This is a genomic window from Streptomyces sp. NPDC092369, assembly GCF_044755245.1.
Lineage (GTDB): Bacteria > Actinomycetota > Actinomycetes > Streptomycetales > Streptomycetaceae > Streptomyces.
Genome location: NZ_JBIVQP010000002.1, coordinates 236,286 through 262,429, shown reverse-complemented (window position 1 = coordinate 262,429; position 26,144 = coordinate 236,286). Strand labels below are relative to the sequence as shown.

General features: G+C 70.7%; 24 protein-coding genes and 1 pseudogene. 13 read left to right on the top strand and 12 right to left on the bottom strand.

Annotation, left to right across the window (positions count from 1 at the left end):
* Window positions 1–158: 158 nt before the first annotated feature.
* A complete protein-coding gene (locus tag ACIQI8_RS10835; protein ID WP_402347234.1) occupies window positions 159–1,646 on the bottom strand; it encodes a glutamate synthase subunit beta in 1,488 nt (495 codons plus the stop codon).
* A gap of 167 nt (window positions 1,647–1,813) precedes the next feature.
* Window positions 1,814–2,293, bottom strand: a complete 480-nt coding sequence (locus ACIQI8_RS10830; protein ID WP_402347231.1) for a DUF1772 domain-containing protein — start codon at window positions 2,291–2,293, stop codon at window positions 1,814–1,816.
* A gap of 431 nt (window positions 2,294–2,724) precedes the next feature.
* Between ACIQI8_RS10830 and ACIQI8_RS10825 the strand changes: the two are divergent.
* Window positions 2,725–3,683 (top strand): annotated as a pseudogene (locus ACIQI8_RS10825) (IS110 family transposase); the annotation flags it as partial.
* Window positions 3,684–3,751: 68 nt separating this feature from the next.
* Here ACIQI8_RS10825 and ACIQI8_RS10820 read toward each other — a convergent pair.
* Both ACIQI8_RS10820 and ACIQI8_RS10815 read right to left on the bottom strand, forming a co-directional pair.
* On the bottom strand, window positions 3,752–3,985 hold the full coding sequence (locus ACIQI8_RS10820) for a hypothetical protein (RefSeq protein ID WP_402347228.1): 234 nt from the start codon (window positions 3,983–3,985) through the stop codon (window positions 3,752–3,754).
* A gap of 128 nt (window positions 3,986–4,113) precedes the next feature.
* Complete coding sequence (locus tag ACIQI8_RS10815; RefSeq protein WP_402347226.1) at window positions 4,114–4,806, bottom strand: DUF2293 domain-containing protein; 693 nt, start codon at window positions 4,804–4,806, stop codon at window positions 4,114–4,116.
* A 102-nt stretch (window positions 4,807–4,908) separates the two neighbouring features.
* On the opposite strand from ACIQI8_RS10815, the gene ACIQI8_RS10810 reads away from it, so the two are divergent.
* The 3 genes from ACIQI8_RS10810 (at window position 4,909) to ACIQI8_RS10800 (ending at window position 6,661) form a co-directional block, all read left to right on the top strand.
* The gene (locus tag ACIQI8_RS10810; protein WP_402347223.1) at window positions 4,909–5,550 is read left to right on the top strand and encodes a uridine kinase; all 642 of its coding nucleotides are present in this window, start codon (window positions 4,909–4,911) and stop codon (window positions 5,548–5,550) included.
* Window positions 5,551–5,642: 92 nt separating this feature from the next.
* Complete coding sequence (locus ACIQI8_RS10805) at window positions 5,643–6,038, top strand: PPOX class F420-dependent oxidoreductase (protein ID WP_402347220.1); 396 nt, start codon at window positions 5,643–5,645, stop codon at window positions 6,036–6,038.
* A gap of 194 nt (window positions 6,039–6,232) precedes the next feature.
* Window positions 6,233–6,661 carry a CBS domain-containing protein gene (locus tag ACIQI8_RS10800; protein WP_124004415.1) on the top strand — a complete coding sequence of 143 codons (429 nt, stop codon included), beginning with the start codon at window positions 6,233–6,235 and terminating at the stop codon, window positions 6,659–6,661.
* Window positions 6,662–6,713: 52 nt separating this feature from the next.
* On the opposite strand, the gene ACIQI8_RS10795 is transcribed toward ACIQI8_RS10800, so the two are convergent.
* Window positions 6,714–7,841, bottom strand: coding sequence for a magnesium and cobalt transport protein CorA (locus tag ACIQI8_RS10795; protein ID WP_402347217.1), 1,128 nt, complete (start codon window positions 7,839–7,841; stop codon window positions 6,714–6,716).
* Window positions 7,842–8,052: 211 nt separating this feature from the next.
* Here ACIQI8_RS10795 and ACIQI8_RS10790 point away from each other — a divergent pair, with 211 nt between their 5' ends.
* Window positions 8,053–8,847, top strand: a complete 795-nt coding sequence (locus tag ACIQI8_RS10790; RefSeq protein WP_402347214.1) for a methyltransferase domain-containing protein — start codon at window positions 8,053–8,055, stop codon at window positions 8,845–8,847.
* Window positions 8,848–9,242: 395 nt separating this feature from the next.
* Here ACIQI8_RS10790 and ACIQI8_RS10785 read toward each other — a convergent pair whose 3' ends face one another.
* A complete protein-coding gene (locus ACIQI8_RS10785) occupies window positions 9,243–10,172 on the bottom strand; it encodes a carbohydrate kinase family protein (protein ID WP_402347211.1) in 930 nt (309 codons plus the stop codon).
* Entirely contained in the window at window positions 10,169–11,077 is a 909-nt protein-coding gene (locus ACIQI8_RS10780; protein WP_402350351.1) for a pseudouridine-5'-phosphate glycosidase, read from the bottom strand. Before ACIQI8_RS10780 ends, ACIQI8_RS10785 begins: the two co-directional genes overlap by 4 nt.
* Window positions 11,078–11,176: 99 nt before the next feature.
* Here ACIQI8_RS10780 and ACIQI8_RS10775 point away from each other — a divergent pair, with 99 nt between their 5' ends.
* Window positions 11,177–11,605, top strand: a complete 429-nt coding sequence (locus tag ACIQI8_RS10775) for a VOC family protein (RefSeq protein ID WP_402347208.1) — start codon at window positions 11,177–11,179, stop codon at window positions 11,603–11,605.
* 82 nt (window positions 11,606–11,687) lie between these two features.
* Here the strand turns inward: ACIQI8_RS10775 and fdhA are convergent, their stop codons facing one another.
* The 3 genes from fdhA to ACIQI8_RS10760 all read right to left on the bottom strand — a co-directional run bounded on the left by fdhA (window position 11,688) and on the right by ACIQI8_RS10760 (window position 14,581).
* Entirely contained in the window at window positions 11,688–12,914 is a 1,227-nt protein-coding gene (gene fdhA, locus ACIQI8_RS10770) for a formaldehyde dehydrogenase, glutathione-independent (RefSeq protein WP_402347205.1), read from the bottom strand.
* Between the two features lie 153 nt (window positions 12,915–13,067).
* The gene (locus tag ACIQI8_RS10765; protein ID WP_402347202.1) at window positions 13,068–13,622 is read right to left on the bottom strand and encodes a methylated-DNA--[protein]-cysteine S-methyltransferase; all 555 of its coding nucleotides are present in this window, start codon (window positions 13,620–13,622) and stop codon (window positions 13,068–13,070) included.
* Window positions 13,623–13,705: 83 nt separating this feature from the next.
* Window positions 13,706–14,581, bottom strand: coding sequence for a glycerophosphodiester phosphodiesterase (locus ACIQI8_RS10760; RefSeq protein WP_402347199.1), 876 nt, complete (start codon window positions 14,579–14,581; stop codon window positions 13,706–13,708).
* 280 nt (window positions 14,582–14,861) lie between these two features.
* On the opposite strand from ACIQI8_RS10760, the gene ACIQI8_RS10755 reads away from it, so the two are divergent.
* The 7 genes from ACIQI8_RS10755 to ACIQI8_RS10725 all read left to right on the top strand — a co-directional run bounded on the left by ACIQI8_RS10755 (window position 14,862) and on the right by ACIQI8_RS10725 (window position 23,652).
* A complete protein-coding gene (locus ACIQI8_RS10755) occupies window positions 14,862–15,731 on the top strand; it encodes an MHYT domain-containing protein (RefSeq protein ID WP_402347196.1) in 870 nt (289 codons plus the stop codon).
* 40 nt (window positions 15,732–15,771) lie between these two features.
* Window positions 15,772–17,910 carry an excinuclease ABC subunit UvrB gene (gene uvrB, locus ACIQI8_RS10750; protein WP_402347193.1) on the top strand — a complete coding sequence of 713 codons (2,139 nt, stop codon included), beginning with the start codon at window positions 15,772–15,774 and terminating at the stop codon, window positions 17,908–17,910.
* Between the two features lie 149 nt (window positions 17,911–18,059).
* The gene (locus ACIQI8_RS10745) at window positions 18,060–18,638 is read left to right on the top strand and encodes a TerD family protein (protein WP_402347190.1); all 579 of its coding nucleotides are present in this window, start codon (window positions 18,060–18,062) and stop codon (window positions 18,636–18,638) included.
* 76 nt (window positions 18,639–18,714) lie between these two features.
* Window positions 18,715–20,742, top strand: a complete 2,028-nt coding sequence (locus ACIQI8_RS10740; RefSeq protein ID WP_402347187.1) for a TerD family protein — start codon at window positions 18,715–18,717, stop codon at window positions 20,740–20,742.
* A 223-nt stretch (window positions 20,743–20,965) separates the two neighbouring features.
* Complete coding sequence (locus tag ACIQI8_RS10735) at window positions 20,966–21,967, top strand: TerC/Alx family metal homeostasis membrane protein (RefSeq protein ID WP_402347185.1); 1,002 nt, start codon at window positions 20,966–20,968, stop codon at window positions 21,965–21,967.
* Between the two features lie 125 nt (window positions 21,968–22,092).
* Entirely contained in the window at window positions 22,093–22,407 is a 315-nt protein-coding gene (locus ACIQI8_RS10730) for a hypothetical protein (protein ID WP_402347182.1), read from the top strand.
* Window positions 22,408–22,551: 144 nt separating this feature from the next.
* Window positions 22,552–23,652, top strand: a complete 1,101-nt coding sequence (locus ACIQI8_RS10725) for a calcium:proton antiporter (RefSeq protein WP_402347179.1) — start codon at window positions 22,552–22,554, stop codon at window positions 23,650–23,652.
* A 30-nt stretch (window positions 23,653–23,682) separates the two neighbouring features.
* On the opposite strand, the gene ACIQI8_RS10720 is transcribed toward ACIQI8_RS10725, so the two are convergent.
* Both ACIQI8_RS10720 and ACIQI8_RS10715 read right to left on the bottom strand, forming a co-directional pair.
* Window positions 23,683–24,954, bottom strand: a complete 1,272-nt coding sequence (locus ACIQI8_RS10720; RefSeq protein WP_402347176.1) for an MFS transporter — start codon at window positions 24,952–24,954, stop codon at window positions 23,683–23,685.
* A gap of 93 nt (window positions 24,955–25,047) precedes the next feature.
* Entirely contained in the window at window positions 25,048–26,094 is a 1,047-nt protein-coding gene (locus ACIQI8_RS10715; RefSeq protein ID WP_402347173.1) for a S66 peptidase family protein, read from the bottom strand.
* Window positions 26,095–26,144 lie beyond the last annotated feature (50 nt).

Sequence of the window (26,144 nt, the reverse complement as noted above, 5' to 3'; positions counted from 1 at the left end):
AGTGTGGAGGTGGCTTGGGCGGCCTGGTCTTGCGGGATTGCAGAGGTGCCTTGGGCGGCCTGGTCTCGCGGGATTGAGAAGGTGCCTTGGGCGGCCCGGTCTCGCGGGATCGAGCAGGTGTCCTGGGCGGCCCGGTCTCGCGGGAGCGGGGTCCGCCTCTACACCGTCATCGGCCGGTCGTACGGCCCGATCGGCGCCGGCAGCCGCGAACTCCCCGTCAGATGGCGGTCGACGGCCGCCGCCACCGCCCGCCCCTCCGCGATCGCCCACACGATCAGCGACTGCCCGCGCGCCGCGTCCCCGGCGGCGAACACCCCGGGGACGTTCGTCGCGAAGCCGGCGTCCCGCGTGATCGTCCCGCGCGGATCCATCGCGAGGCCCAACTGGTCCACGAGCCCGTCCGTCCGGTCGGGCCCGGAGAAGCCCAGCGCGAGCAGCACGAGGTCGGCGGGCAGGGTCCGCCCGCTGTCCGCGACCGGCCGCCGCGCCGCGTCCACCTCGACGAGGTGCAGCGACCGCACATGCCCGCTCTCGTCGCCGGTGAAGCGGAGCGTGGACGCCGCGAACAGCCGCGCGTCCGCGTGCGCCGCCGGCGCCGTCCGCAGCTCCCCGGCCTCCTCGTGCGCGGCCGACAGCCGGTAGATCTTCGGATACGTCGGCCAGGGCTCGGCGTCCTCGTCTCGCTCGGCGCCCGGCTGGGCGTAGATGTCCAACTGGCTGACGGACGCGGCCCCTTCACGCACCGCGGTGCCCAGACAGTCGGCCCCCGTGTCACCGCCGCCGACGATGACGACGTGCTTCCCGGCGGCGGACATCGGGGAGTCGGCCAAGTCCCCCTCGCACACCCGGTTGGCCAGCGGCAGATACTCCATCGCCTGCTGGATCCCGGCCAACTCCCGCCCCGGCACCGGCAGTTCCCGCCACGCGGTCGCCCCCGTCGCGATCACCACGGCGTCGTACCGCGCCCGCAGCTCCGCCGCCCCCACATCCCGCCCGACCGCCGTCGACGTACGGAACTTCGTCCCCTCGGCCCGCATCTGCTCGATCCGCCGCTCCAGATGCCGCTTCTCCATCTTGAACTCCGGGATGCCGTACCGCATCAGCCCGCCGAGCCGGTCGTCCTTCTCGTACACGGCGACCGTGTGCCCCGCCCGGGTCAGCTGCTGCGCCGCGGCGAGACCGGTCGGCCCCGACCCGATCACCGCGACCGTCCGCCCGGACAACCGGTCCGGCGGCCGGGGCGGTGCGAGACCCAACTCCCAGGCCTGGTCCGCGATGGCGACCTCGACGTTCTTGATGGTGACCGCGGGCTGGTTGATGGCGAGCACGCACCCCGCCTCGCACGGCGCCGGGCACAACCGCCCCGTGAACTCCGGGAAGTTGTTCGTGGCGTGCAGCCGGTCCGCCGCGGCCCGCCAGTCGTCCCGGCTGACCAGGTCGTTCCACTCGGGGATCAGATTGCCGAGCGGACAGGAGTCGTGGCAGAACGGGATCCCGCAGTCCATGCAGCGATCGGCCTGCTTGTCGATGATGGGCAGCAGTGCTCCCGGGACGTACACCTCGTCCCAGTCCCGGACTCGCTCCTCGACCGGCCGGCGGGGCCAGTCTCTGCGAGGCGTGGTCATGAATCCCTTGGGATCGGCCATGGCCGTCTTCCTTGCGTCCGCATGCGACAGGCCGTGCGTCATCGGGCGGCACTCTTTCGGCCACGATACGGCCCATCGGCCACCCGCGCAGAGTGAACGGACGGCGCTTTCCGCCCCCTCTTCCCAGGCTTCTCCCAGCTCCCCGCCCGAAAGCTCTCAGCGCCCCCTCAGGTGAGCGCCAGCACATAGGAGACCGCCGCGCCGGACGAGGCGACCGTGCGCACGGTGTTCCACGTCGTCCACTCGCGCACATACGTCGGCCAGTACGTCGCCGCCTCCGGGGTGCCCGGCTCCAGCTTGAGCAGGGCGTCGTTGCGCGGCACGTTCGCCACCATGGTCACCCCGAACGTGCCGAACAGATACAGCGCGCTGCCCACCAGCAGCTCCACCGTCCCCTCGTCCGGCCACACCACGAACGTCACCACCGCGATCACCGCGCACAGCACCGCCGACCCGAGGAACACGAGCATGAACGGCGGCTGCACCGCGCACACGTTGATCGAGTTCATCGCGGCCACGCCCTGCGCCTTCGGCAACGCGGCCAGCGCCCTCATCACGAACGTGGAGAACCCACAGAAGACCCCGGCGACCAGCCCGGTTCCGAGCACCCCCAGCACCACCAGCACGAAGTACGGCCCATCGATCATCCGAACGTCAACTCCCCGTATCGGCCGAGCCCGAACCCGGCACCACCCGTCACCACCTCAAGTGAAGCCCCGCACCTCCCCGGTGACCATGCCCAAAGACCTCACGAACATAAGCGACCGTCCACCCCGACTCACCTGACTGCTGCCGACCTCCCCCAACCCTGAGGGCCTCACCCTGGGGGGCCTCCCCCCTTCCGTTACCGGCTTCATGGCTCGGCAACGGCGCCTCCGGCCTTCGGGTCCGGCATGACTTCCCCTCCTGTTGTTCATGATCCGGGGGGGGTGTCACCGGGCCCGGAGGCATCGACGGACCGCTGATGAGGGGCTTGAGCACCGGCTTCACCCGAGCCGGAAGAGCTCTCCGTAACGTGGATGTGGCAGCTCGATGCCCTGGCAGGCCGGACGAAAGGCGTGACCGGAGGGGCCTGCACGTGATCGACACCGGCGACATCGACGTCTTCCTTGGACTGGACGTCGGCAAGGGCGAACACCACGCCACCGCCGTCACCTCGGCCGGGAAGAAGGCCTTCGACAAGCGGCCGCACAATACCGAACCCAAACTTCGCGAGCTCTTCGCGAAACTTGAGGCCAAGCACGGAACGGTCCTGGTCGTGGTCGACCAGCCGGCCTCAATCGGGGCCCTGCCGCTGGCGGTTGCGAGAGCCATGGGCTGCCCCATCGCCTACCTGCCCGGACTGACGATGCGCCGGATCGCGGACCTCTACCCGGGCGAGGCCAAGACGGATGCACGGGACGCGTTCATCATCGCGGACGCCTCCCGGGCGATGCCTCACACGCTGCGCGCCATCGACGGCGAGGACGAGACGATCGCCGAGCTGGAGATGATCGTCGGCTTCAACGACGACCTGGCCGGCGAGGTCACCCGCGTCACGAACCGGCTGCACGGCCTGCTGACCCGGATCCATCCTTCGCTGGAGCGGGTGCTGGGGCCGCGGTTGCAATACCCGGCCGTCCTGGCCCTGCTGGAGCGATTCGGCTCACCGTCCCAGATCCGCAGGGCCGGCCGACGCCACCTCGTCACGTTGCTACGGCCGAAGGCGCCGAGGATGGCCCAGCGGCTGGTCGAGGAGATCTTTGCTGCCCTGGACGAGCAGACCGTCACTGTTCCGGGCACCGAGGCAGCCCCTTTGATCGTCCCGAGCCTGACCCGCTCGCTGACCGCCGTGCTTGACCAGCGCAAACTGCCGGCCGGGGGCGGATCGAGGAACTGCTGGAGACCCACCCTCTTTCGAAGGTCCTGACGTCCATGCCGGGCATCGGCATCAGGACCGGCGCGCGGATCCTGATCGAGGTTGGCGACGGCAGCACCTTCCCGACCGCCGGCCACCTCGCCGCCTATGCGGGCCTCGCCCCGGCGACCCGCAACTCATGCTCCGCGACGGCACCTTCTACGAACCCCGACCCGCCGCAGCCACGTGAGGAGTTCAGACCGCTCGATCAGTCCTCCGGCCGAAGCCTCTGACGAGCCGCCTCAAGCCGCTCGTCATAGTCGGATGCGAACAGCCCAGGAAGCGTCTTATCGAGCGTTCCGGCGATCCTATGGATCGGCGCCCAGACCGCCGCATCGTCGACAACCTGGCCGAGGTCCGTCATCTGGAGCTTCTCCAGCCAGTGCGAAAACACCAGTGCCTCGTCACCCGTCAGCTTGATCGTGACCTGGCCATCACTCATGCCCACCCCTACGGCTCAGCCCGCCCTCGACCACACGAACCTAGTGGCCTTCGGCCTTGACCAAACACATGGGGGCACCCTTCCGCCCCCGCCATCCCCCTCCCTCACCCGGGGGCACACCGGCATGGTCAGCCGACCGCCCCCTCCGCCCGCCACCCCAGCAGCACGTCCTCCACCGCCGCCCCGATCCGCCGCCGCGCCTCGTGCCGGGCCACCCCGCTCATCAGCAACTGGTCGTACGGCGTGTCCACGTGCCGTACCGATGCCACGACCGCCGAGACCACCGCCCCCTCGGACAGTGCCCGCCCCGCCGCACTCCGGCCCACCCGCCCGCTGCCCCGTGCCGACGCGTGCCCGGCGATCTCCCGCGCCCGCTCCGCCGGACATCCGGGAAACAGCCGCCGTATCTCCGCCGCGAACGCCTCCGCGAACCGCACGTCCTCGGCCGACCGCCGCCGCGCGTCCCGTATCCGGCGCCGTCGTCGTGCCTCCGCGTCCGCCAGGCACCGCTGCTCGGCCCGGGCGAGCCCCGCCTCCTCGACCAGGACGCCCTGCCGCTCGTACCGGCTCTTGCGCCGGTTGAACCGCACCACGACCGCCGAAAGACCGCTCTCCTCCCGCGACCGGCGCGTCAGCGCGGTGTCGCCGCGCGGCAGGAACACCAGATGCGCGAGGTCGGCACAGTCCAGACACCTCGGCGCGCCCTCCTCCAGCACCAGCAGCGCCAACGGCCCCGCCTGACACTCCGCGCAGTACCGTCTCCTGAGCGGCTGAATGACGAGAAGTCCGGTGCGATGCGGGGGAGTTGCGAGGCGCGCCATACGTATGTCATTCCCTCTGGCCGGTCCACGACCCCGCCCTGGGGGCCCGTGCCCCCAACTCCGGCCGTGGGGCCCCGCACCCTACCCATCGCCTGGCGCATCATGGGCCGTGTGCGACTCGAAGCGATCACCTGGGACCGGCTCGGCGACCTCCTCGCCGAGCGCCTGCTCGACCTGAAGCCGGCCGACGGCAGCCCCTGGCCGCGAATCGCCTTCGACGGCGCCCCGGCGGCCCGGCCGGGAGAACTCGCCGAACGCGTGGGCCAGGCACTGCGCATCCACGGCCGCCCCTCGCTCACCGTCGGCACGGAGGGCTTCCTGCGCCCGGCCTCGCTGCGCCTTGAGTACGGCCGCCACGACGTGGAGGCCTACTACGACGGCTGGTTCGACACCGGCGCCCTGTGGCGCGAGGTCTTCGGCCCCCTCGAACCCGGCGGCGACGGACGCGTCCTGCCCGACCTGTGGGACCCGGTCACCGATCGTGCCACCCGCAGCCCTCACGTCCAACTCCCGCCAGGTGGCTTCCTGTTGCTGCACGGCCCCCTCCTGCTGCGCCATTGGTTCCCCTTCGACCTGACCGTCCATGTCCTCCTCACCCCCGGTGCCCTGCGCCGCCGCACCCCCGAAGCCGACCACTGGACCCTCCCCGCCTACGAGCGCTACACCGACGAGACCGACCCCGCCACCACCGCCGACGTCCTGGTCCGCGCCGACGACCCGCGCCATCCGGCATGGAGCGCATGAACGGCCGAACCGTTGAGCGGCCCGAACCGTCGTTGTGCGGTCGCCCGGGCGCATCTCTTTTAAATGCACGTGCATATAAGTACGCTGACGTCATGACGATCTCCTTCGACGAACCGGTCCGCGCCCTCCTCGACGGCAAGAACTTCGCCGGCATCGCCACCCTCGGCCCCGACGGCGCCCCGCAGAACTCCGTGGTCTGGATCAAACGCGAGGGCGACACCGTCCTCTTCTCCTCCACCGACGGGCGTCAGAAGGTGCGCAACCTCCGCCGCGACCCCCGTGTCAGCGTCTCGGTCTTCGACCTCGCCGACCCCTACACATCGGTCGAGATCCGCGGCACCGCCGAGATCCTTCCGGACCCGGACAAGCGCCTCCCGTACGAGCTCTCGCGCAAGTACCTCGGCATCGACCCGCCCGCCGAGAAGGGCGACGAGGTCCGCGTGATCATCCGCGTCATCCCGACGAAGATCGTGGGCTTCTCGGTCTGAACGCCACCTTGCCTCTGCGCCCGCGCCTGCCGCTGTGCTCGCGCCCGCCCCTGCCTGTACGCCCGCACGGTTCGGCTCCGCCGTTACCGCCCGGTTCCGGGTGCGTCCGTCCTCTCGCGCGGCGAGAATGTAGGGCGCCGGGACCAGCGGTACCCCCCGTGCCGCGCCGGCCGCCCGGCATCAGGAGGTACTCCATGACCACCGCCGGAGACATCATGCACCGGGGCGCCCAGTGGATCCCCGCCCACGAGACGCTGGACCGCGCGGCCCAGCTGATGCGTGAGCTGAACGTCGGAGCCCTGCCCATCAGCGACGCGAACGAGCGGCTCTGCGGCATCCTCACCGACCGGGACATCGTCGTCGGCTGTGTGGCCATGGGCCACGACCCGGCCAAGATCACCGCAGGCGAGATGGCCCAGGGCACCCCCCGCTGGATCGACTCGGGCGCCGACGTCGGCGACGTGCTCGAGGAGATGCAGAGCCACCAGATCCGCCGGCTCCCCGTCATCGAGAACAAGCGTCTGGTCGGCATGATCAGCGAGGCCGACCTCGCCCAGCATCTGACGGAGGAGCAGATCGCCTCCTGGGCGGAGAGCGTCTACGCCAGGACCGGACCCCGCTGACCCACCCCGCTGACCCACCCCGCGGCGACCGTGCGCCTCGGAACCGGCCCCCTCAGAGCCAGCCGTTGCGCCGGAAGCCGCGGTACAGCACCAGGCACGACACCGATATCACGCCTATGACCAGGGGGTACCCGAACCTCCAGTGCAGCTCCGGCATGTGATCGAAGTTCATGCCGTACACCCCGCAGACCATCGTCGGGACCGCGATCACCGCGGCCCAGGCGGTGATCTTGCGCATGTCCTCGTTCTGCGCGACCGTCACCTGCGCGAGGTGGGCCTGCAGGATCGAGTTGAGCAGCTCGTCGAAGGAGGCGATCTGCTCCTTCGCTCGCATGAGGTGGTCGAAGACGTCCCTGAAGTAGGCCTGTATCTCCGGGTCGACCACCCGGATCGGCCGGGTGGCGAGATCCTCGATCGGCCGGGCGAGCGGGACCACCGCCCGCTTCAGCTCCAGCAGTTCGCGCTTCATCTGGTAGATCCGCCCGGGGTCGGCCCGCGCGCCGTTCTCCGCGAACACGTCCGTCTCGACCTGGTCGATGTCCCCCTGGACGGAGTCCGTGACGCTCAGATAATCGTCGACCACGTGGTCGGCGATCGCGTGCAGCACCGCCGCGGGCCCCTTGGCGAGCTGCTGCGGACTGGCCTCCAGCTCCTCGCGCAGCGGGCCCAGCGAGCCGTGCCGGCCGTGCCGCACGGTGATCACGAAGTCCTCGCCGACGAAGACCATGATCTCGCCGGTGTCCACCACCTCGCTCGTCGCCGTCAGCTTCTCGTGCTCGACGTAACAGACCGTCTTGAACACCGCGAACAGCGTCTCGCCGTAGCGCTCCAGCTTCGGGCGCTGATGGGCCTCGACCGCGTCCTCGACGGCCAGCGGGTGCAGGTCGAAGAGCTCGGCGATGCCGGCGAACTCCTGGTCCGTCGGCTCGTGCAGCCCCAGCCACACGAATCCGTCGCGCTGCTTGCGCACCTGCTCCACCGTGTCGACCAGATCCTTGCCGACCGGCACCCGCTCGCCGTCCCGGTACGTCACGCAGTTCACCACCGAGGAGCCCAGCGGAGACCGGGCATGGTGGCTCAGGTCGACGCGTGGGCGCCGTCGAGCCAGCCGTGCCACCTTGCGGAGGCCGCCGACCCCGCCGAGGCTCGTGACCCTCCGCAGATTCCCTGCCATGGACATTCGGATCTCCTTGCGTGGATCTCCCGGATCTGACGCACGGAACGACGGCCCGCGCCGCGTTCCTCCGCCTTGGTCGGCCAGTTTGCCAGGTCGGCGTGAGGGGCGGGTAAGCCTGTGGAAACAGAATGTTCCGCTTTGTTCCCGCCTGTGGACGAAGGGTTTCGCCGCGTCGCCCGCTTCCGCCGAGCCGGGCAACTGGGATGATCGCGGCATGACGCGAACCGAGGGATATCTCCTCAACAACCGGCAGTCCGAGGCCCAGGAGCGCTTCGACGCCTTCGCCACCCTCTTCGACCCCACGACCTTCCGCCACCTCGAGCGGTTCGGCATCGGACCCGGTTGGCGCTGCTGGGAGGTCGGTGCCGGCGGCACCTCCGTGGTGTCCTGGCTGGCGAAGAAGGTCGGCCCCACCGGCAAGGTCGTCGCGACCGACATCGACACCTCCCGGCTGACCCCGGCCGCCCGCCCGCCGGTGGCGGTCCGCGTCCACGACGTAGGCGCCGAGGAACCCCCGGGGGAGGGCTTCGACCTGGTGCACGCCCGGCTCGTCCTGGTCCATGTACCGGACCGGGAACGGGCGTTGGAGTCGATGATCAAGGCCCTGCGACCCGGCGGCCACCTCCTGATCGAGGACGCCGACCCCGCCCTGCAGCCCCTGACCAGCCCCGACGAGCACGGTCCCGAAGAGCGGCTCGCCAACCGGCTGCGGCAGGGCTTCCGCGAACTCCTCGCCGAGCGGGGCGCCGACCTCTCCTACGGCCGCACACTCCCGCGGCTGCTCCGCGAGGCCGGACTGCGCCGCGTCGAGGCTGACGCCTACTTCCCGGTCGCCTCACCCGCCTGCACGGCCCTCGAATCCGCGACGATCCGCCAGATCCGCGAGCAACTCGTCACCGCAGGCATCGCGACCGACGAGGACATCGACCGCCACCTGGCAAACATCGCGGCCGGCGACATGGACCTGGCCACGGCCCCGATGATCTCGGCGTGGGGGCGCAAGGCGTAGGGAGGGGAGGGGAGTTGGGCGGTCGCTGGATCCGCCCGCACCCTCACCGCCTGGGCCAGGCGGCCCTGGCCACGCTGGCTCGGCTTCGCCGGTCTTGACCGCGCCGCCTTGGCTCCACTCGTCTTGACCGTGCGGGCTCGGCTTCGCCGGTCCAGGCCTGCTTGGCTTGGCTCCGCCTATCTTGACCGCGCTGGCTCGGCTCCGCCGGTCTTGACCGTGCCGCCTTGGCTCCGCCTGTCTTGACCGCGCTGGCTCGGCTCCGCCAGTCCTGGCCTCGATGCCTCAGCTCCGCCAGCCCCCGACTGGCTCCTCGGCTCCGCCGGCCCCCGCCTGCCTCCTGAGCTCCGCCGACCCCCGCCTGCCTCCTAAGCTCCGCCGACCCCCACTTCACCCCCTTACCCTCGCCCGCCCTCACCTCGCCCAGGCGGTCGGCCGCCCACCCGTTCGACCGCCAGCGCTCCCGCACGGCACCCCTCGCGCGCCGCGTCCTCGGGCTCGGCGCCCGTGAGCAGCGCGGCGAGGAACGCGCCGGTGAAGGCGTCCCCGGCCCCGGTTGTGTCCCGGGGCGTGGCCGGGGTCGCGGGAACGTGGGCGCGCACCGCTCCGGCGCGGGCGACCAACGCGCCCTCCGCGCCCTGCTTGGCGATCACCAGCGGGGCGTACCGACTCAGTTTCGCCGCCGCGTCGGCCGGGTCGGGCAGCCCCGTGAGCAGGCAGGCCTCGTCCCGGCTGGGCAGCAGGACGTCCACTCCGGCGACGAGTTCCAGGAAACGGTCGACGCCCAACTCCGTGAGGAAGCCCGCCGACGCGGGGTCCAGGCTCACCGGCACACCACGCGCGCGTGCCGACGCCAGCGCCACCGAGACCAGTGCGCGGCTCGGCTCGGAGAACAGCAGGTAGCCCGACAGGTGCAGCCGGGCCACACCGTCGAGCAGCGCGTCCGACCAGTCGCCGGGATCCAGACGCAGCGAGGCGCCGCTGTCCGTGAGGAACGTCCGCTCGGCGGAAGCACCCGTGTCGACCAGGCAGATCACCGTCCCGGTCGGCGCCTCCTCGTCGACGACGAGCCGGGGCCGTACGCCGCTCGCGGTCAGTTCCCGCTCGTGCCAGGAGGCCGCGTCCGTGCCCACCCGTCCGAGCAGTCGTACCTCGGGGCAGCCCCAATGCGCGGCCCAGCAGGCCACGTTGGCGCCCGCCCCGCCCGCCACCGTCCGGATCTCGGCCGCCGTGTCCGTCCCCGCGGCCAGTGGCCCCCAGTGGCGGGCGACGACGTCCGTGACGACGTCCCCGACCACCAGCAGCGCCCCGCCGGGTGCCGTGGTCACGCCGCGGCCCGGGCCGCCGCGATCCGCGCCGCCAGCCGTACGTTGCCGCGGACCGCGGCCAGGTTCGCGGTCAGCGAGGCACCGTCGGTGTGCTCGACCAGGTAGCCGAGCAGGAACGGTGTGACGGCCTGGCCGGTGATGCCCTCCGCCTCGCACGCGTGCAGCGCGTCGGCGAGCACACGCGCGTGGAGTTCGGGATCGAGCTGCTCGTCCTCGGGCACGGGGTTGGCGACGATCAGCGCCGACTCGGGCCCGTCGAGCGCGTCCTGCGCCCGCATGACCGCAGCGACCTGCTCGGGGCTGTCCAGCGTCCAGTCCACCGGATGTCCCGAGTCCGACAGATAGAAGCCGGGGAAGCGGTCGGTGCCGTACCCGGCCACCGCGACGCCCAGCGTCTCCAGCCGTTGCAGGGTCGCCGGCACGTCCAGGATCGACTTCACGCCGGCGCACACCACCGTGATCCGTGTCCGCGCCAGCAACCCCAGGTCGGCCGACTCGTCCTGCGTGACCGTCCACTCCCGGTGCACACCGCCGAGACCGCCCGTCGCGAACACCCGCACACCCGCGAGGGCCGCCAGGAGTGCCGTCGCCGACACGGTAGTCGCGCCGCTCGCCCCGGACGCCACCGCGAGCGGCAGGTCCCGATGGCCCAGCTTGCGGATCCCGTCCTCGTTGGCGACCCGCTCCAGTTGCTCCTTGTCGAGCCCGACCCGGGGCTGCCCGTCCAGCACCGCGATCGTCGCGGGAACGGCCCCCTCCCGCCGTACGACGTCCTCCAGCTCCAGCGCCACCTGCAGATTGCGCGGACGCGGCAGCCCGTGCGCGATGATCGTGGACTCCAGGGCCACCACGGGTCGACGCGCGTCGATCGCCGCCCGCACTTCTTCGGACACCACCAGCACCACGCGCCTCACTCCTGTCATCGGTTCTTCCCTCATCTCTGGCAGCCGACAGAGCCGGTCAAACACTTGCGGCCTGTGGGAGACGACACCAGCCTGAGGGGCATGACGGACAACACGACACGTCTCGACCACGTGGTCCTGTGGGTGACCGACCCGGTGGCCTCGGCCGACTTCTACGACAAGGCGGTCGGCCTGCGCCCCGTGCGGCTCACCGAGTTCACGGAGGGCAGCATCCCGTTCCCCTCCGTACGACTGAACGACGAGACCATCATCGACCTCATGCCCCACTCCATGGCGGAGCGGATGAAGATGCTCCCCGGCGCCGCCGACAGCTCGGGCCACCCCGTCAACCACGTCTGCCTGGCCCTGCCCGCCGAGCACTTCGACACCCTCCGCGACCGCCTGGAGGAACGCGCCGTCCCCGTCTCGAAGATCTCCTACGACTCCTTCGGCGCCCGCGGCAACGCCACCCGCAGCTTCTACTTCCGCGACCCGGACGGGAACGTCTTCGAAGCCCGGCACTACGACTAGCGGCGGCCACGGACAACAGCCTCAGGCAGCGCCACTGAAAAGGGTGCCCACGCGCGCGTGGGCACCCTTCCTTTTCACGGCCTCAGACGGGCCGTACGCCCCGCAGCGCCCCGTGCGGATCGAGCACGTACTTGCGGCTGGCGCCCTGGTCGAACTCGGCGTAGCCGCGCGGTGCGTCGTCCAGGCCGACGACGGTCGCGTTGACCGCCTTGGCGATGTGCACGCGCCCGTGCCGGATGGCCTGCATCAGGCTCCGGTTGTACTTCATCACCGGGCACTGACCGGTGGTGAACCGGTGGCTCTTGGCCCAGCCGAGGCCGAGCCGCACCTTCAGCGTCCCGGACTTCGCGTCCTCGTCGACCCCGCCGGGGTCATCGGTGACGTACAGCCCGGGGATGCCCAGCGCACCGCCCGCGCGCGTGATGCCCATCAGCGAGTTCAGCACCGTCGCCGGTGCCTCCGGAGCGTCCGGACCGTGGGCCCGTGCCTCGAAGCCGACCGCGTCGACCGCGGCGTCCACCTCGGGCTCCCCGAGGATCTGCGCGATCTGCTCCTCGATGTTGCCCTGCGCGACATCGACGGTCTCACAGCCGAAACTCCGCGCCTGGGCGAGGCGTTCGGCGTTGAGGTCGCCGACGATGACGACGGCGGCGCCCAGGAGCTGCGCCGACGCGGCCGCCGCCAGACCCACCGGGCCGGCCCCGGCGACGTACACCGTCGAGCCGACGCCGGCGCCCGAGGACACCACACCGTGGAAACCGGTCGGGAAGATGTCCGACAGCATGGTGAGGTCGAGCAGCTTCTCGCGCGCCTCGTCCCGGTCCGGGAACCTCAGCAGGTTGAAGTCCGCGTACGGGACCATGGCGTACTCGGCCTGGCCGCCGACCCAGCCGCCCATGTCGACATACCCGTAAGCCGCCCCGGGGCGGGCCGGGTTGACGTTCAGGCAGATGCCTGTCTTGCCCTCCTTGCAGTTGCGGCAGCGGCCGCAGGCGATGTTGAACGGTACGGAGACGATGTCGCCGACGTCGATGAACTCGACGTCCGGACCCCGTTCGACGACCTCTCCGGTGATCTCGTGTCCGAGGACCAGCCCTTCGGGCGCGGTCGTCCGCCCGCGCACCATGTGCTGGTCGCTTCCGCAGATGTTGCTGGCGAGCACCTTGAGGATCACTCCGTGCCGGCATTTGCGGCCGACGTTGTCCGGTGCGACCCCGGGCCCGTCCTGGAGTTCAAGCGTCGGGTAGTCGATGGTCCTGACCTCCACCGCACCCGGCTTGAGATATGCGACTGCCCTGTTTCCGCTCATGCGTGATCGCCGTCCCTTCGGCTCCGAGTTCGCGGATGCCCGTGGCTGTACGCACGGCGGAGTCTGCTACCGCCCCCGGCTTCCGACCACCCCTCGCGCGGTCTGTCCCGCACCCTTCTCAAAACAGCGGTCCGGACGGCGGTCCCGGCGGTCTCAGAACAGCGGCTGGGGCAGGACGCCCTCCAGTGCGAGCAGTTGCCGCTTGGTCTCCAGGCCGCCCCCGAAGCCCCCGATGCCGCCGTCGCTCTCCACGACCCGGTGACAGGGCACGACGATGGGCAGTGGGTTGGAGCCCATCGCCGTGCCCACCGCCTGGGCCGCGCCCGGCTGCCCCACCCGCCGGGCCAGATCCCCGTAGCCGACGACGTGACCGAACTTGACGCCGGCCGCCAGCTCGCGCAGCACCTGGCGGTTGAAGCCGGAGATCAGCGACCAGTCCAACGGCAGCTCGAAGTCGTGCCGCTCGCCCGCGAAGTACGCCTCGAACTGGGCTATCGCCTCGGCCAGCAGCGGGGAGTCCGGATCCTCCACGGGCTCGCTGCCGAGCCGCGACGCGAGTCGACCGAGCGCATGGTCCCGCACCGCGTCCGTGGCGTGGAAGACCACGTTGACCAGGCCCTCCCGGGTCGCGGCCAGCAGCAGCGGCCCGATCCCGGAGTCGACCACCGCCCACACGACCTGCTGCTCGTACTGCCCATGGCTGTCCATGCGCCCCACCGTACGACCCGCCACTGACAACGCCCGGGGAGCGGACGCCGGGCCGGTGCCGGCTCCCCGGGGCCGGACCGGACTCACCGCTCGCGCAGGGCCGCCCGGACCACGTCCGGCTTGTTGCTGATGACGCCGTCGACGCCGTAGCCGGTCACTCGCAGGGCGGTCGCCGCGTCGTCGACGGTCCAGGCGAGGACCGCGAGCGGTCTGCCGTGCGGCCCGGTGAGCGCGTGGGCGGCGGAGACGTAGTCGGTCGAGATCGAGGCGTACGAGGGGTTGATCCCGTCGGTGAAGGCCGCGTACTCGGGAAGGTCCGCCACCGGAGGCGTCCCGAGGAAGGCCGTGCCGACGCCGGGGGCGAGGTCGTGGACGAGCCTGAGGCTGTCCGCGCTGAAGCTCTGCACGATCAGCCGGCCGTCCGGATACGGCCGATCGAGCCGGCCCTCGTTGCCGAGGAGCTTCAGAATCTGCTGCTCGATCCCGGGGTACAGCTCCGGATTCTTGATCTCCAGGAGCAGGTTCTGGCCGTTGTCCTCCACCCTGCGCATGTACTCATCGAGGGTGGGCACGCGCACCCCTGCGAAACGGGGGGCGAACCAGCTCCCCGCGTCCAGGCGGGCGATCTCCGCCGCGGTGAAGTCCTTCACCTTCCACGGAGAGCGGCCGGGGAAGACCTCCTCCACGTCGGTCGTGCGCCGCAGGCTGTCGTCGTGGATCACGACGAGTGCGCCGTCCTTCGTGCGCTGGACGTCGTTCTCGACCCAGTCGACGCCCAGCCCGGCCGCGGCGTCGACGGCGGCCAGGGTGTTCTCCGGCGCCAGGGCGGAGGCACCGCGGTGGGCGACGACCGAGGGCGGCTCGCCGACAACGCGCGCCCGGGCGTCGGAGGTGGGCAGCAGCAGGGCGGTGGCCCCCAGGAGCGCGGCGGCGAAAGCGGCGACTACGCGCGCGTACATGCGTACTCCTCGCGTCGGGAGATCACGGACGGATCAACTGTGACAGCAGAGGGTGATGAGCGGTGCGATGCACAATGACCACACATTGAACGGAGTTGTCCAAGCCCGCTCACCAGGGCCGCACAACTGGGGCAAGGGCGTGTTTCTTTGCCGGAAAATCGTTCGACCATTCCGGTGGGGGTCATACTCTCTGCGTCAACCCTGGCCGCTCGGGCGGTCCTGGGAGGGGGCGCATTTCGGGGACTCAGCGACACCAAGAGGGCGGGAAGGACAGCCGCGCATGCAAGGCACGGTCGACGGTTTCAGGTACGGACTCGTCACACCGCTGGTGGCCTATCTCATGGCCTGCCTGGGCGGGGCTCTGGGCCTTCGCTGCACCACCAGATCCATGAGCGTCCAGGGCTCCTGGCGCCCCGGCTGGCTCGCCCTCGGCTCGGCGGCCATCGGCTCCGGCATATGGACCATGCACTTCGTCGCCATGATGGGCTTCACGGTCGAACAGGCGCCGATCCACTACGACAAGCCGATGACGTTCGCCAGCCTCGCCGTCGCCGTCTTCATGGTGGGCGTCGGGATCTTCATAGTCGGCTACAAGGGCGCGTCCGGAGCGGCCCTGTTCACCGGCGGCACCATCACCGGTCTGGGCATCGCCTCCATGCACTACCTGGGCATGGCCGGCATGCGCCTGGACGGAACCCTCCGGTACAACACCCTCACCGTCGCCGCCTCGGTCGTCGTCGCGATGGCCGCCGCCACCGCCGCGCTCTGGGCGGCCGGACAGGTCAAGGGCATCCTGTGGAGCGTGGGCGCCAGTCTCGTCATGGGGCTCGCCGTCACCGGCATGCACTACATGGGCATGGCCGCCCTCAGCGTCCACCTGCACAGCACGGGTGACCCCACCACCGGCGACTCGACCACGGGCCTGCTCGCCCTCATGCTGGTCGGTCCGCTGGCCTTCCTGCTGCTGGCCGGCGTGGTCGTGCTGTTCGACCCGCTGATGGTCGCCAAACCCGACCGGACCCCCGTCGAGCACAAGCCGGGCGTGCCGGCCCACCCCCACCCCGACATCCACCACCGGGGTCACCACTCGTCGCCGCGCATCCGCCGCCACATGAGCGAGCGCGGCTCACGCACCCCGCAGAACCGCTGATCCGACCGCGTTGTCAGTGGCGGGTCGTACGGTTGGTGTCATGCGGCCCGTTTCCAACATCGAACGCACGGTGGCGCCCTTCGAGGTCGTCAGCTCCTACCAGCCCAGCGGTGACCAGCCGGCGGCCATCGCCGAGCTGGCCAAGCGCGTGGAGGCCGGCGAGAGGGACGTCGTCCTGCTCGGCGCGACCGGCACCGGCAAGTCCGCCACCACCGCGTGGATGATCGAGAAGCTCCAGCGCCCCACCCTCGTGATGGCGCCGAACAAGACCCTGGCCGCCCAGCTGGCCAACGAGTTCCGCGAGCTGCTGCCGAACAACGCCGTCGAGTACTTCGTCTCGTACTACGACTACTACCAGCCCGAGGCCTACGTCCCCCAGTCGGACACCTATATCGAAAAGGACTCCTCGATCAACGAGGAGGTGGAGCGGCTGCGCCACTCCGCGACCAACTCGCTGCTCACCCGCCGCGACGTCGTCGTGGTCGCCTCGGTCTCCTGCATCTACGGCCTCGGTACTCCGCAGGAGTACGTGGACCGCATGGTCCCCCTCAAGGTCGGCGACGAGATCGACCGCGACCAGCTGCTGCGCCGTTTCGTGGACATCCAGTACACGCGCAACGACCTGGCCTTCACCCGAGGCACCTTCCGCGTCCGCGGCGACACCATCGAGATCTTCCCGGTCTACGAGGAACTGGCCGTCCGCATCGAGATGTTCGGCGACGAGATCGAGGCCCTGTCCACGCTCCACCCGCTCACCGGCGAGATCATCAGCGACGACGAGCACCTCTACGTGTTCCCGGCCTCCCACTACATCGCAGGCCCCGAGCGCCTGGAGCGGGCCGCCAACGACATCGAGAAGGAGCTCGGGGAGCGGCTGACCGAGCTGGAGAAGCAAGGCAAGCTTCTGGAGGCCCAGCGCCTGCGCATGCGCACGACCTACGACCTGGAGATGCTCCGCCAGATCGGCTCCTGCTCCGGCGTCGAGAACTACTCGATGCACTTCGACGGCCGTGAGCCCGGCTCCCCGCCCAACACCCTGATCGACTACTTCCCGGACGACTTCCTGCTCGTCATCGACGAGTCGCACAACACGGTCCCGCAGATCGGTGCCATGTACGAGGGCGACGCCTCCCGCAAGCGCACCCTCGTCGACCACGGCTTCCGCCTGCCCTCCGCGCTGGACAACCGCCCGCTGAAGTGGGAGGAGTTCCAGGAGCGCATCGGACAGACGGTCTATCTGTCGGCGACCCCGGGCAAGTACGAGCTCTCGCGCGCGGACGGCGTGGTCGAGCAGATCATCCGCCCCACCGGCCTGATCGACCCCCAGGTCGTCGTCAAGCCCACCGAGGGCCAGATCGACGACCTGGTGCACGAGATCCGGGGCCGCGTCGAGAAGGACGAGCGCGTCCTGGTCACCACGCTGACCAAGAAGATGGCCGAGGACCTGACGGACTACTTCCTGGAGCTCGGCATCCAGGTCCGCTACCTGCACAGCGACGTCGACACCCTGCGCCGCGTCGAGCTGCTGCGCGAGCTGCGCTCCGGCGAGTTCGACGTGCTGGTCGGCATCAACCTCCTGCGTGAGGGCCTCGACCTGCCCGAGGTGTCCCTGGTGGCGATCCTCGACGCGGACAAGGAGGGCTTCCTGCGCTCCGGTACCTCCCTCATCCAGACCATCGGCCGCGCGGCTCGCAACGTGTCGGGCGAGGTCCACATGTACGCCGACAAGATCACCCCGGCGATGGAGAAGGCCATCGAGGAGACCAACCGCCGCCGGGAGAAGCAGGTCGCGTACAACGAGGAGCGGGGCCTGGACCCCCAGCCGCTGCGCAAGAAGATCAACGACATCGTGGCGCAGATCGCCCGCGAGGACGTCGACACCGAGCAGCTGCTCGGCTCCGGCTACCGCAAGGGGAAGGACGGCAAGGGCGCCAAGGCGCCCGTGCCCTCCCTCGGCGGCAAGGCGGCCGGCGCAGGCAAGGCCGCCAGGGGCAAGGCCAAGGAGACGGTGCCCACCGACCGTCCCGCGGCCGAACTCGCGGGCCAGATCGAGGAGATGACGGCTCGGATGCGCGCCGCCGCCGCGGACCTCCAGTTCGAGATCGCGGCCCGGCTGCGCGACGAGGTGTCGGAGATGAAGAAGGAACTGCGGCAGATGCGTGAGGCAGGGCTGGCCTGACCACGCCGTATCCCGGATGCGAACGCGCTGTGTTGCAAGACCGACACAAAGTGCGGACCGGGGTACGGCACTGTCAGTTGCCGTGCGTAGGGTTCTGACAACCGCGGACGCCGCGGCAACAGGGGACAGTTCGAGAGGGGAATCGGCACGTGACCGTCAACATGACCAAGGGTCAGGCCATCAGTCTGCAGAAGAACGACGGCGGCAGCCTGACCGCGGTCCGCATGGGTCTCGGCTGGCAGGCGGCTCCCCGGCGCGGCCTGTTCGGCTCCCGCACCCGGGAGATCGACCTCGACGCCTCCGCCGTCCTGTTCGCGGACAAGCAGCCCGTCGACGTCGTCTTCTTCCGCCACCTGGTGAGCGACGACGGCTCGGTGCGCCACACCGGCGACAACCTGGTGGGCGGTGTCGGTCAGGGCGGCGACGACGAGGCGATCCTCGTCGACCTCTCGCGCGTCCCGGTCCACATCGACCAGATCGTCTTCACCGTGAACTCCTTCACGGGCCAGACCTTCCAGGAGGTGCAGAACGCGTTCTGCCGCCTGGTCGACGAGACCAACGGCCAGGAGCTGGCCCGCTACACGCTGGCCGGCGGCGGCCAGTACACGGCCCAGATCATGGCCAAGGTGCACCGCGCCGGCCCCGGTTGGACGCTGACGGCCATCGGCACCCCGGCCAACGGCCGTACCTTCCAGGACCTGATGCCGTCGATCCTGCCGCACCTGTAGACGGACCGGCGACCGAGCGAGCGGCACACGACACGACGGACCAGCGCAACACCAGCGACACAGGGGGACTAAGGCGATGACGGCCGAGCTGGTGCGGGGACAGAACCACCCGCTCTCCCAGGCCCGACTCGAGATCCGGGTCTCGGCCGGCGCGCCCATCGTGGCCTCGGCCACTCTGGGCGACGAGAACGGCAAGGTGCACGGCGTGGAGTGGGTGGCCCACCCGGGCGCACCCACCCTGCCGGGCCTGGAGGTCTCCAAGCAGGCGGCGGCCGGCCATCGCCTCGCGGTGGACCTGGGCGCCGTGCCGGAGGCGGTGCACCGTGTCTGTGTGCTGCTCGCGCTGCCCGTCGGGGTCGGCGGCCCGGTCCGGTTCGGCGCGGTCGCCGCCCCCTTCATCGCGGTCACCGGCCTGGACGGCACCGAGGTCGCCAGCTACACCATCACCGGTCTGGACACCGAGTCGGCCGTCGTCGCCCTGGAGCTCTACCGCCGGCAGGGCGCCTGGAAGGTGCGCGCCGTCGGCCAGGGCTACGCCGGCGGACTCGCCGAACTCCTCACCGACCAGGGCCTGCCCGAGGCCCACCGGCTCGCGAGCGGTATCAACGACGCGGTGGCGCAGGGCCTGGCCCGCTCGGTGCAGGCGCCTCCGCAGCGCACGGCGGACGGCGACCGTACGCGCCAGACGGCCGCCCCGGCGCCCGGCCCGGACCAGTCCGGTCCCGCACCCCAGGCCGGCTCCGCGCCCCAGGGCGCCCCCGGTCCCGTACCCCCGCACGCCACCTCGCCGTACGCGGCTTCGGGTGCGCAGCCCGGGTACCCCGCGGGGCCCGCGCCCGCGGATCCCTCGACCGTCACCCAGCCCGCCGCCCCCACGGCCGGTGGCCCGGTCGACTACAGCCACCCGCGGCGCCAGACCGGCGCTCCGCCCTCGCCGCCGCCGACCGCACCGCCCTCCCGGCCCGGGCAGCCCGCGCAGCCCGTCGCGGGCGACGCGAACGGCTGGTCTATGGACGAGCGGCTCTACAACCAGATCTGGGGCATGTTCGAGGACCTTGCCCGCACCACGGCCGCGTACCGCAGTGCCGTCGACTTCGCCGAGTCCCGTATGGAGAAGGAGCTCGACCAGGCCCTGTCCGACCCGCGCAGCCGGATCGGTGGACAGGGTGACGCGGCGCGCGAGGCGGCCCGTGCCAAGCACGCGCAGCTGGTGGACCAGGCCAGGGCCTCCCTGGACCGGGACCTCGGCCAGCTCGCGGCCGAGGCCGATGTCGTGGAGCCCGCGCTGCCGCCGGCCTTCGCCCGCTGGGACAACCCCGTGTGGCACGGCTACCGGGTGCCGATGGAGATCCCCATGGCCCTGCGCCTGGGCGATCTCCACCTGCCCGAGAGCGAGTTGCTGCGCATTCCGATGCTGGTCCGGCTGCCGCTGGAGCGCGGTCTGTGGATCGACAGCGGCCAGGCCGGACTGCCGGACGACTCGTTCGCCGACTCCCACGACCTGCGCCGCCTCGCGCTGGACACGGCGGTGGCGCTGGCGGCCCGGCTGCTCGCGGTCTATCCGGCGGGCGAGTTCGGCGTGCACGTCATCGATCCGGCCGGCTCCGGCGGGCAGGCGTTCGCGCCGCTGGTGCAGTCGGGCGTGCTTGCGACCCCGCCCGCCCCGGGCGCCGCCGGGGTGGCCGACGTCCTGGCCCGGCTCACCCAGCGCGTCGACCTGGTGCAGATGGCGGTGCGCGGCGGCATGGCCGACGCCCTGCCGCCCGGCCTGGACACGGCGGAGCAGCTGCTGATCGTCCACGACTTCCCGCACGGCTTCGACGACCGGGCCGTGACCCAGCTGCGCTACCTCGCCGACGAGGGCCCGGCCGTGGGCGTCCACCTGATGATGGTCGCGGACCGGGAGGAGGCCGCCGCGTACGGGCCTTTGCTCGACCCGCTGTGGCGTTCGCTGCTGCGACTCACCCCGATACCCGACGACCATCTCGCCGACCCCTGGGTCGGGCACGCCTGGACGTACGAGCCGGCGCTTGTCCCGCCCGGCAGTCAGGTGCTCCAGCAGGTGCTCGCCAGGGTTGCCGAGGCCCGGACCAGGCTACGGTGAAAGCCTCTGACCAGCTCTTTTGCCTTTCTTTTGCCAATCGCTTTACCTTTTCTTGGTGATTGGGGTACTGTTCTTCCTACGGAGGGGAGTACTCCCTGACACTTGCGGCGTACCCGTCAATACGGATCAGGCCAGATCCCGGGGCGTCGGCCCACACGTGGGTGGAAGAGACCTCCGGCAGCGACGACGCTGACATTTGCCGTTACGTACTGCCGGAGGCGCAGTGGATGTTTCGCCGACCCTTTGGGTCCTGACCGTCGTGGGCCTAGCCGCCCTCATCGCCATCGACTTCTTCATCGGCCGCAAGCCGCATGACGTCTCGATCAAGGAAGCGGGGATCTGGACGGTCGTCTGGATCGCCCTCGCCGGACTCTTCGGCCTCGGCCTGCTGGTCTTCAGCGGTGGCCAGCCCTCCGGCGAGTTCTTCGCCGGCTTCATCACCGAGAAGTCGCTGAGCGTCGACAACCTCTTCGTCTTCGTCCTGATCATGGCGAAATTCTCGGTGCCCTCGCAGTACCAGCAGCGGGTGCTGCTCGTCGGCGTCCTCATAGCCCTGGTCCTGCGGGCCATCTTCATCGCGGCCGGCGCGGCCATCCTCGCCAGCTTCGCGTGGGTCTTCTACCTCTTCGGCGCCTTCCTCATCTGGACCGCCTGGAAGCTCATCCAGGAGGCCCGGGCCGACGAGGAGGACGAGGAGTTCGAGGAGAACAAGCTGCTCAAGGCCGCCGAGCGCCGCTTCGGTGTCGCCGACCGCTACCACGGCACCAAACTGTGGATCCAGGAGAACGGCAAGCGGGTGATGACCCCGATGCTGGTCGTGATGCTCGCGATCGGCACCACGGACGTCCTGTTCGCGCTCGACTCGATCCCCGCGATCTTCGGCCTGACCCAGGACCCGTACATCGTGTTCACGGCCAACGCGTTCGCCCTGATGGGCCTGAGGCAGCTGTACTTCCTCATCGGCGGTCTGCTCAGGAAGCTGGTCCACCTCAGCTACGGCCTGTCGGTCATCCTCGGCTTCATCGGCGTCAAGCTGGTGCTGCACGCCCTGCACGAGTCCGGCGTGCACGTCCCGGACATCTCCATCCCGGTCTCCCTCGGCGTGATCTGCGGTGTCCTGATCGTCACCACGATCACCAGCCTCATGGCCTCCAAGAAGCAGGCGGCGGCCGAGGCGGCGCAGGAGGCGAGCGAAAGCGCTCCGAAGGATCGCATCCAGACCTGACCACGACGGACGTAGGAACAACCACCACCGGGAGTGCCCCTCGGCGAATTGCCGAGGGGCACTCCCGGTGCTTCGTTGAGTCGTGAGCGTTCCCGCCCGGGGACGCACCACCGGGTGGAGGCATCGTGGACGCACCGACGAAGTTCGTGCAGATCGTCGACTTCGAGACCGACCGCATCGAGGAGATGCGCAAGCTGGCCGAGGAGACCGACCAGCGGCTCGCGGACCGCCCCGGCGGTCCCACGCACCGTCTCGTGCTCAAGGACCGCAATCAGCCGGGCCGCTACCTCGTGGTGATCGAGTTCAACTCCCACGAGGAAGCCATGGCCAACAGCGACGACCCCGAGACGACCAGGTTCGCGCAGCAGATGGCCGCGCTGTGTACGAGGCCGCCGTCCTTCATCGACTGCGACGTCGAGGAGATGACCGAACTCAAGTGACGCGCGCGGGGTTCGAGTGAGGCGCTCCGGGCCCAGGTGAGGCGTTCCGGCCCCGCACGGCCGGAGTTCGGGCTCCGTACCGCCGGAGTGTGGGCCCCACACCGCCGGAGTGCGGGGCCCGAACGCCTCTGCGACGATCGCTGCATGATCACTGGGCTCAGGTCGCTCACCACGCGGTGGACCGTCCTCGTGCCGGTGCTCGCGGTCGTCCTGCTCGCCTTCACCTGGGGACGCGACCTGCCCGGGGCGGTCGTCGCGCTGGTGACGATCGTCCTCGCCGGAGCCGTACTCGCCGCCGTGCACCACGCCGAGGTCGTCGCCCACCGGGTCGGCGAGCCCTTCGGTTCCCTCGTGCTCGCCGTCGCCGTCACGATCATCGAGGTCGCCCTGATCGTCACCCTGATGGCGGACGGCGGCGGCAAGAGCTCGACCCTGGCCCGGGACACGGTCTTCGCGGCTGTCATGATCACCTGCAACGGCATCGTCGGGGTCTGCCTCCTCGTCGCCTCCCTGCGCCACGGCCTCGCGGTCTTCAACCCCGAGGGCACCGGCGCCGCCCTCGCGACCGTCGCCACCCTGGCCACCCTCAGCCTGGTGCTGCCGACCTTCACCACCAGCAAGCCCGGCCCGGAGTTCTCCGGTGTCCAGCTCACTTTCGCGGCTGTCTCCTCGCTGATCCTGTACGGCCTGTTCGTGGCGACCCAGACCGTGCGGCACCGCGACTACTTCCTCCCCATCACCCGCCAGGGCGAGGTGATCACCGGCGACGACCACGCCGACGCCCCCTCCGCCCGCACCGCGCGCATCAGCCTGGGCCTGCTCGGCCTCGCCCTGATCGGTGTCGTCGGCCTGGCCAAGGGCGTGTCGCCGACCATCGAATCGGGCGTGGAGAAGGCCGGACTGCACCACGCCGTCGTCGGCGTGATCATCGCCCTGCTGGTGCTGCTCCCCGAGACCATCGCCGCACTCCGCTCCGCTCGCCGCGACCGTGTGCAGACCAGCCTGAACCTGGCGCTCGGCTCGGCCATGGCCAGCATCGGCCTGACCATCCCCGCCGTCGCCCTCGCGTCGATCTGGCTGTCTGGCCCGCTCGTCCTCGGCCTCGGCTCCACCCACATGGTGCTGCTCGCCCTGACCGTGGTGGTGAGCTCGCTGACCGTCGTGCCGGGCCGCGCCACACCGCTGCAGGGCGGGGTCCATCTGGTGCTGTTTGCGGCCTACTTGGAGCTGGCGATCAATCCATGACCGCTTCCGATCAGCCCGTGACTTTTCTGGTCACTCCATGACTGGTTCGGCCACGAGCTTCGGCACCGGCCGCGTCTCGGGCAGCAGCGCGAAGCATCCGAGGCTCAGCAGGGCAATTCCGGTCAGATACGCGCCCACGCCCCACGGCACCCGCCCGCCCTGTTCGGCCAGCGCCGTCGCCGCGATCGGCGTGAGCGCGCCCCCGAGCACACCGCCCAGGTTGTAGCCGACGGCGGCTCCCGTGCAGCGCACCCGAGGCTCGTACAGCTCGGGCAGGTACGCGGCGATCACCCCGAACATCGTGACGAACGCGAGCAGCGCGCCCAGGAAGCCGGCGAACATCAGCAGCGGCTGCCCGGTCGCGAGGAGCGCGACCATCGGGAACATCCACACCGCGGCGGCCGTGCACCCGGCCAGGCACAGGGTCCGGCGCCCGTAGCGGTCGCCGAGCAGCGCGGCCACCGGGGTGAGCGAACCCTTCACCACCACCGCGGCCATGATGCAGGTCAGCATGACGGTACGGCTCACCCCGAGCCGCTCCGTCCCGTACGCCAGCGACCACGTCGTGACGGTGTAGAAGATCGCGTAGCCGACGGCGAGTGCCCCGGCCGTCAGCAGGACCAGGCGCCAGTGGTCGCGCGCGACCTCCACGAGCGGCACGCGCGCGTGGTCGCCGATCTCGAGGAAGCCGGGGCTCTCGACGAGCGAGGACCGCAGCCACAGCCCGACCGCGGCCAGCACCCCCGCGATCCAGAACGGCACGCGCCAGCCCCACTGGGCGAACTGCGCGTCGGACAGCGCCGTCGACAGGGCCAGCACCACACCGTTGGCGAGCAGGAAGCCCAGGGCGGGCCCGATCTGCGGGAAGCTCGACCACAGCGCCCGCCGCTCGGCCGGCGCGTGCTCGGCGGTCAGCAGCACGGCCCCGCCCCACTCCCCGCCGAGCCCGAGCCCCTGCACGAACCGCAGCACCAGGAGCAGCACCGGCGCGGCCACCCCGATCGTGTCGTACGTCGGTACGCAGCCGACCGCGACCGTCGCGCCGCCGGTCAGCAGCAGCGAGGCGACCAGGACCGGCCGGCGCCCGCGTCGGTCCCCGATGTGCCCGAACAGCACCGACCCGAGCGGCCGGGCGACGAAGCCGACGCCGAACGTCCCGAAGGCGGCCAGCGTCCCCGCCAGCGGCGAGAACGTCGGGAAGAACAGCGGCCCCAGGACCAGCGCGGCGGCGGTCCCGTAGACGAAGAAGTCGTAGAACTCGATGGCGGTCCCGGCGAGCGAGGCGGCCGCCAGCCGCAGCATGGAAGGGGCCCTTACGGTGCGTACATCGTGCATGCCGCGTCAACTACCCACGGTGATCGCGGGTTACGGGGGCGCGAGGGCGCGCGGTGGGTGTCAGTACGTGACGGTGATGCGCCGGGCGGGGCCGTCGACGCGGACGAGACCGCCGTAGGGGATGACGAGTTGGGGGTCGGTGTGGCCGAGGTCCACGTCGAAGACGATCGTGGCGTCGGGGGCGTACGCACGCATGGCCCGCAGCACCGCCTCGCGCTGTCCGGCGGCGTAACGGGCGCCTTCCTCCGGGCTGTTGGGGCGGGCGAAGGACCAGGTCTTGGGGCGGCCCATCAGGAGGGCGGAGAACCGTCGCAGCAACCCGCGCTCGCCCATATTGCGCAGGGTGCGGAACACCTCGTCGGCGCTGGGCAGTTCCTCCGAGGTCTCCAGGAACAGCACGTCACCGTCGTACGCGCTCTGGTCGTGCGCGATCTCGCGGTCGGCCATGAGCAGCCAGCCGATGATCTCCAGACAGCCGCCCCAACTGCGTCCCTCGACCACCCGGTCGGCGTTCTCCCAGGTCCAGCCGGTGCCGGGGCGGGTCTGCGGTTCCGCGTCGAAGGTCGTGGGATCGGCCCAGTCGCGGTTGACGTCGTTCCAGCGCTCGGCGGGCCGCAGTTCGTACGCGCCCGAGGTGAACAGCGCGGCGCGCAGGGAGCCGGCGGTCTGCGGGTGCAGGGCGCCCGGCCGGCCCAGTTCGGTCATCACCGCCGCCCCGTGAAAGCCGACGATCCCGGTGGTGCGCAGGAACGCGAGCAGGTTGGTGTTGTCGCTGTAACCGAAGAACGGCTTCGGGTTCGCCCGGATCAACTCCCGGTCCAGCAGCGGAAGTACGGTGATCTGGTCGTCGCCGCCGATCGACGCCATGACCGCCTTGACGGTCGGATCGGCGAACGCGGCGTGGAGGTCGTCGGCGCGCTCCTGGGGCGTCGAGCCCATCTTCCGGGTCGTCGGATACTCGACCGGCTCAAGGCCGTACTCCTCGCGCAGCCGCTCCAGGCCCAGTTCGTGGGGGAGCGGCAGGATCCCGGGCAGGCCCGACGAGGGCGAGACGACGGCTATGCGGTCGCCGGGCGAGGGCTTGGGCGGGTACGAGATCGTCGTCATGGCGGGAGGGTACGGGCGGACCCGCGCGCGTCGCATCGTGATAAACCGGG

What these genes read in the sequence shown, in the direction of transcription:
- ACIQI8_RS10835 (WP_402347234.1), bottom strand. Translation starts at nt 1,646, where the DNA reads ATGGCCGATCCCAAGGGATTCATGACCACGCCTCGCAGAGACTGGCCC.
- ACIQI8_RS10830 (WP_402347231.1), bottom strand. Translation starts at nt 2,293, where the DNA reads ATGATCGATGGGCCGTACTTCGTGCTGGTGGTGCTGGGGGTGCTCGGA.
- ACIQI8_RS10820 (WP_402347228.1), bottom strand. Translation starts at nt 3,985, where the DNA reads ATGAGTGATGGCCAGGTCACGATCAAGCTGACGGGTGACGAGGCACTG.
- ACIQI8_RS10815 (WP_402347226.1), bottom strand. Translation starts at nt 4,806, where the DNA reads ATGGCGCGCCTCGCAACTCCCCCGCATCGCACCGGACTTCTCGTCATT.
- ACIQI8_RS10810 (WP_402347223.1), top strand. Translation starts at nt 4,909, where the DNA reads ATGGGCCGTGTGCGACTCGAAGCGATCACCTGGGACCGGCTCGGCGAC.
- ACIQI8_RS10805 (WP_402347220.1), top strand. Translation starts at nt 5,643, where the DNA reads ATGACGATCTCCTTCGACGAACCGGTCCGCGCCCTCCTCGACGGCAAG.
- ACIQI8_RS10800 (WP_124004415.1), top strand. Translation starts at nt 6,233, where the DNA reads ATGACCACCGCCGGAGACATCATGCACCGGGGCGCCCAGTGGATCCCC.
- ACIQI8_RS10795 (WP_402347217.1), bottom strand. Translation starts at nt 7,841, where the DNA reads ATGTCCATGGCAGGGAATCTGCGGAGGGTCACGAGCCTCGGCGGGGTC.
- ACIQI8_RS10790 (WP_402347214.1), top strand. Translation starts at nt 8,053, where the DNA reads ATGACGCGAACCGAGGGATATCTCCTCAACAACCGGCAGTCCGAGGCC.
- ACIQI8_RS10775 (WP_402347208.1), top strand. Translation starts at nt 11,177, where the DNA reads ATGACGGACAACACGACACGTCTCGACCACGTGGTCCTGTGGGTGACC.
- fdhA (WP_402347205.1), bottom strand. Translation starts at nt 12,914, where the DNA reads ATGAGCGGAAACAGGGCAGTCGCATATCTCAAGCCGGGTGCGGTGGAG.
- ACIQI8_RS10765 (WP_402347202.1), bottom strand. Translation starts at nt 13,622, where the DNA reads ATGGACAGCCATGGGCAGTACGAGCAGCAGGTCGTGTGGGCGGTGGTC.
- ACIQI8_RS10760 (WP_402347199.1), bottom strand. Translation starts at nt 14,581, where the DNA reads ATGTACGCGCGCGTAGTCGCCGCTTTCGCCGCCGCGCTCCTGGGGGCC.
- ACIQI8_RS10755 (WP_402347196.1), top strand. Translation starts at nt 14,862, where the DNA reads ATGCAAGGCACGGTCGACGGTTTCAGGTACGGACTCGTCACACCGCTG.
- uvrB (WP_402347193.1), top strand. Translation starts at nt 15,772, where the DNA reads ATGCGGCCCGTTTCCAACATCGAACGCACGGTGGCGCCCTTCGAGGTC.
- ACIQI8_RS10740 (WP_402347187.1), top strand. Translation starts at nt 18,715, where the DNA reads ATGACGGCCGAGCTGGTGCGGGGACAGAACCACCCGCTCTCCCAGGCC.
- ACIQI8_RS10725 (WP_402347179.1), top strand. Translation starts at nt 22,552, where the DNA reads ATGATCACTGGGCTCAGGTCGCTCACCACGCGGTGGACCGTCCTCGTG.
- ACIQI8_RS10720 (WP_402347176.1), bottom strand. Translation starts at nt 24,954, where the DNA reads ATGCTGCGGCTGGCGGCCGCCTCGCTCGCCGGGACCGCCATCGAGTTC.
- ACIQI8_RS10715 (WP_402347173.1), bottom strand. Translation starts at nt 26,094, where the DNA reads ATGACGACGATCTCGTACCCGCCCAAGCCCTCGCCCGGCGACCGCATA.